The sequence below is a fragment of the Nostoc sp. genome (assembly GCF_035638895.1).
Classification (GTDB): domain Bacteria; phylum Cyanobacteriota; class Cyanobacteriia; order Cyanobacteriales; family Nostocaceae; genus Nostoc.
Genome location: NZ_DASQZC010000564.1, coordinates 1 through 4,148, shown reverse-complemented (window position 1 = coordinate 4,148; position 4,148 = coordinate 1). Strand labels below are relative to the sequence as shown.

The window sequence follows — 4,148 nt, the reverse complement described above, 5'->3', positions numbered from 1 at the left end:
GAAAGTATCCAAAGTCTTTGTTTTTTGATGAATGCCGAGATTTTGGAAGTGCATAGAGTATGATATTATGTCTACTTTTATTTTGGCTGCTTTTTTGGTTAGTTTAGTCAGTGCTTCGGGTTATGCTGCGATCGCCTACCTATTCCCTCAAAATCGTTCCTAAGATTGAGCAATTAACACTCTTTTGCTATTTTTGCTTTAGCCAGTTTTAATACCTAATAGGGATTTTAATGAATTGCAATGTGGTATCCTCCCGGGAGCCGTAATCTTTGCATTCAATGGTTTCAATCCCTAATAGGGATTTTGATGAATTGCAATAGGAGAATGTTGACGCCTTAATTCATTTGCTGAGTTTCAATCCCTAATAGGGATTTTGATGAATTGCAATTGCTTTGGAGTTGGCGACTGAGGATCAAATTAAAGTTTCAATCCCTAATAGGGATTTTGATGAATTGCAATAAGGTGATAGAGGATTACCGGGATTGAGTGGCAGGTTTCAATCCCTAATAGGGATTTTGATGAATTGCAATCCTTACTCGCAATCACGCCCAGTAATGGTAGAGGAGCTTGTTTCAATCCCTAATAGGGATTTTGATGAATTGCAATGAGCCAGTGTCCCCCCTGGCTCTCAGCATTTATTTCAGTTTCAATCCCTAATAGGGATTTTGATGAATTGCAATAACTCAAGTAAATCCATCTGTTGAACCTGCCGCGTTTCAATCCCTAATAGGGATTTTGATGAATTGCAATACCGCAAGAGAGAACGGCGCAGTCGTATTTAATTTGTTTCAATCCCTAATAGGGATTTTGATGAATTGCAATATGATAACCTCTGATTTTAATTTGTCTTGGATTAGGTTTCAATCCCTAATAGGGATTTTGATGAATTGCAATCTGTAATGTCATCTCGCGAGCCGTCGCCGGATCGGTGTTTCAATCCCTAATAGGGATTTTGATGAATTGCAATATTCTTAGCTAAAGACGGCCCCACTGGTGGCAAGGGTTTCAATCCCTAATAGGGATTTTGATGAATTGCAATTTTGTACCGCACTAAGCCCTTTATCCTTAAGGCTTTTGTTTCAATCCCTAATAGGGATTTTGATGAATTGCAATAACCGATCGCTATCTGCTGCCTGGCGATCCTTTCGTTTCAATCCCTAATAGGGATTTTGATGAATTGCAATAGCAGGAGCCGGAAAGCCAAGCTATATTTAGTTTTCAAGGTGCGGTTGCGCGATTCAAGAGAAATCATAGCATTAGAGAATTTGTTTGGAAAGAGTATTAGGAAAGTTTAAAGGCTGAAATTGTCTATTGATAAGCATTTCAAAGCTTGCGCGGATGAGGATTAGAGGACTAATGGTTTGAAAGCTTTACTGGAGTTGGGATAGAAGCACTTTTTTGGAGCTGAGGAATTTGTACACCTACCCTTCCGCGCATTCTTTAGATTGAGAATAACAACACCGGATAAAATACTGCGTAGGTTTTGCCTAGAGTTAAAATCGCTGACCTGTGGTAACTTCAAATCTAACTTCTCCCCGGTCGCTAATTCCTAAGTCGCCTCGAATCAGCCCAAAGGATGACTTGAATCGCAATCCTAAGCCGTAACCAAAGCCACTTCCAGGTTTGTATCGCAGTACTCCTGGTTCTCCTAATACGGTTTCGCTAGACCCGAAATCAGAGGCTAGGTCAGTAAAGAGAACTCCTCCGATTGACTGTAAAATTGGAAAACGATATTCAACAGAAGCTAAACCATAACTGCGACCACTAGCAACTTTGCCATAACCGTAACCTCTGACAGAATCTAGCCCACCAATATTAAAGGCATCTGCTGGTGGAAAGTCTCCAATAGTCGTGCCAATTTGTAAATTAATCGCCAACATTTCTGGATTGTCGGTTAGCCTACCATTCCCTATCCAACTGACTGGTAAATACTGAATGTAGTCTCCCTGTAGGCGGTTGCTGGAAATATTGCCCAGTCCAATGGGAATCGCTTGCTCTGTGCTGAGGGTGAGGATTGATCCTTGAGTCGGATTGTCTCGGCGATCGCGTTGATCTCTGGATACAGTAAATGATACTGTAAATAGATCATCAATGCCAGTACCGCTCACAGATAGGGGACTCCCTAATCTATCCACTTGTACAACGTTATATTCTTGATCGCGTAGGCTAATCCGGGTATAGTTGAGAGCCACTGATGTATCCCACTCATCAAAAGCTCCTAAAAGTCCCACAGAACCACCAGACCTTCCCTCTCGCACTTTGTTGCCGTTAGGCAATCTGATATCTTCGTTGAAGGTTCCCGATATATTTCGACTACGAAAACCTCTAATGCTATAGCCTAAGCGGTTTGGTTCTCCAGGACGATAACGATTAGTGAATTGACCATTAAACTGGATATCTTCACTGCTCAACTGCACAGTTGTATCTAATTTATCGTTAAGACCGCTAATATTTGCATCTTTGTAACCTAATCGCCCGTATAGCCCAACATCATCGTTATTTCCGCCTCCTAAGATTAGAGAAGGGAAGCTACGCTCTTTGATTTTGTAGATGATTTTAACACTAGAAGCATCTTCTTCTCGATCAACATTTACTTGATTAAATGACTCTAATCTTCTCAATCGTTGCAAGTCTGCTTGAAGTAAATCTTCACGGAATACCTGACCAGGTTTGAGTCTCAGCAGACTAATGATAAAATCTGTCTGAGTCTGCCCTTTGATTGCCTGATCTTTATCATCAAGCAGCTCACCTTTGTCATTAATAAAACGAATTTGGATGTCTTTGACAACTTTTTGGGAAAATTCAAGAGTTTGGTTATGTCCTGAAGTTGCTCCTATATAATTACCATATTTGGCATACTCTCCTATATGGATTGTAGCTTCCGGGGTAGCAATACCACTAGATTCATCCTGAGTAGAAGATTGCGAGTCTGCAAGGGCCTCTAGATTTTTCCCACCCACTAACATTACTGCGATGCCTACGGCGGCAAGCAACGCAACTACAGTTATTTGAACTCGCATATTGAAAATCCGTTAGTGTTATTAAGTTTACCACGTAGATCGGATCTCTTGTGCGTAAGTTCTATATGAACCTTGCTATTGGGTACTCCAAAATTCGGTTGTTTGCGCGAGTACTTAGTATAAACTGTCAGACTGTTTTCAGATTGCGATGACCTCCGGTCGGTCGGAGACCATCGCCTCCGGCGGGCGCTTACGCCATCGCTCTTGATAAACTCCTCAAAGGTTTAGAGGTTGCGCTGCTGTCAGAAAAAGGTATAGTCTAGAAAATAGAAATTATTACCAAATACTATGACAAAGGAATACTCAGGTTTTAAGCTCTTATTTAGGTTTTTTATAAGGAATTACAATGGAGAATTATTTGCTAAATCCACTGAGAAATAAAAAGCCATGAGAGAAAAAGCTAAACAACAAATGCGTATCTGGGCAACCTTGTGTCATTTATCAGCTTTATTAGGGTGGATATTATTGGTGCTTTTAGTATTTATTGGTATTCCGTTATATTTACCTTTAAATCTTTTAGCTCCATTGATAATTTGGAGATCAAAAAAAATACAATATCCCTGGATTGATTTCCAAGGTAAAGAATCTATAAACTTTCAAATTTCTTTAACATTATATACTTTATTTGTTATTGCTATATTCTTAGTTATATTATTCACTAGTTTTACTATTGCAGTAACTACTAATGCTTCAATTGATGAAATAAAAAATACTTTAGATACCTTATTACTTATACTTGTATCATTAATTTCATTTAAACTTGTACTACAATCGTTTGTAGTGAGTTTTGCCTCTATTAAAGCTTACAATGGTGAGCATTATTGTTACCCTTTTATAATTAGAGTTTTACGATAAAACAATGATTAAGGCTCTGTTATTTAATATCTACAATTTTCAAATAAACATTAAATATTTTAGATATGATAGATGAAATGATTTTATTAATTAAATTGGATAATTAAAGGAGTATATAATGATATGATTGGGATTGCGATCGCAGGCACTGGATTTGGTCAAAAAGTCCACATCCCAGGATTCCAAGCACATCCTCAAACTGAGGTAGTTGCTGTTTATCACCGAGATATAAATAAAGCTAAAGCTATAGCAGAAGCCCATAATATCCCCCAT

At 38.7% G+C, this 4,148-nt stretch carries 3 protein-coding genes and 1 CRISPR repeat array; of the genes, 2 read left to right on the top strand and 1 reads right to left on the bottom strand.

Annotated features, from left to right (window positions below; translation table 11 throughout):
* Window positions 1-205: 205 nt before the first annotated feature.
* Window positions 206-1,184: direct repeats of the CRISPR family, unit length 37 nt; unit sequence GTTTCAATCCCTAATAGGGATTTTGATGAATTGCAAT.
* Window positions 1,185-1,493: 309 nt separating this feature from the next.
* The gene (locus VE944_RS28045; RefSeq protein ID WP_324985090.1) at window positions 1,494-3,020 is read right to left on the bottom strand and encodes a BamA/TamA family outer membrane protein; all 1,527 of its coding nucleotides are present in this window, start codon (window positions 3,018-3,020) and stop codon (window positions 1,494-1,496) included.
* Between the two features lie 387 nt (window positions 3,021-3,407).
* Here VE944_RS28045 and VE944_RS28040 point away from each other — a divergent pair, with 387 nt between their 5' ends.
* Complete coding sequence (locus VE944_RS28040; protein WP_324985087.1) at window positions 3,408-3,875, top strand: DUF4870 domain-containing protein; 468 nt, start codon at window positions 3,408-3,410, stop codon at window positions 3,873-3,875.
* Between the two features lie 123 nt (window positions 3,876-3,998).
* Window positions 3,999-4,148 (top strand): Gfo/Idh/MocA family oxidoreductase (locus VE944_RS28035; protein ID WP_324985093.1); only part of this gene is annotated, 150 nt, incomplete at its 3' end.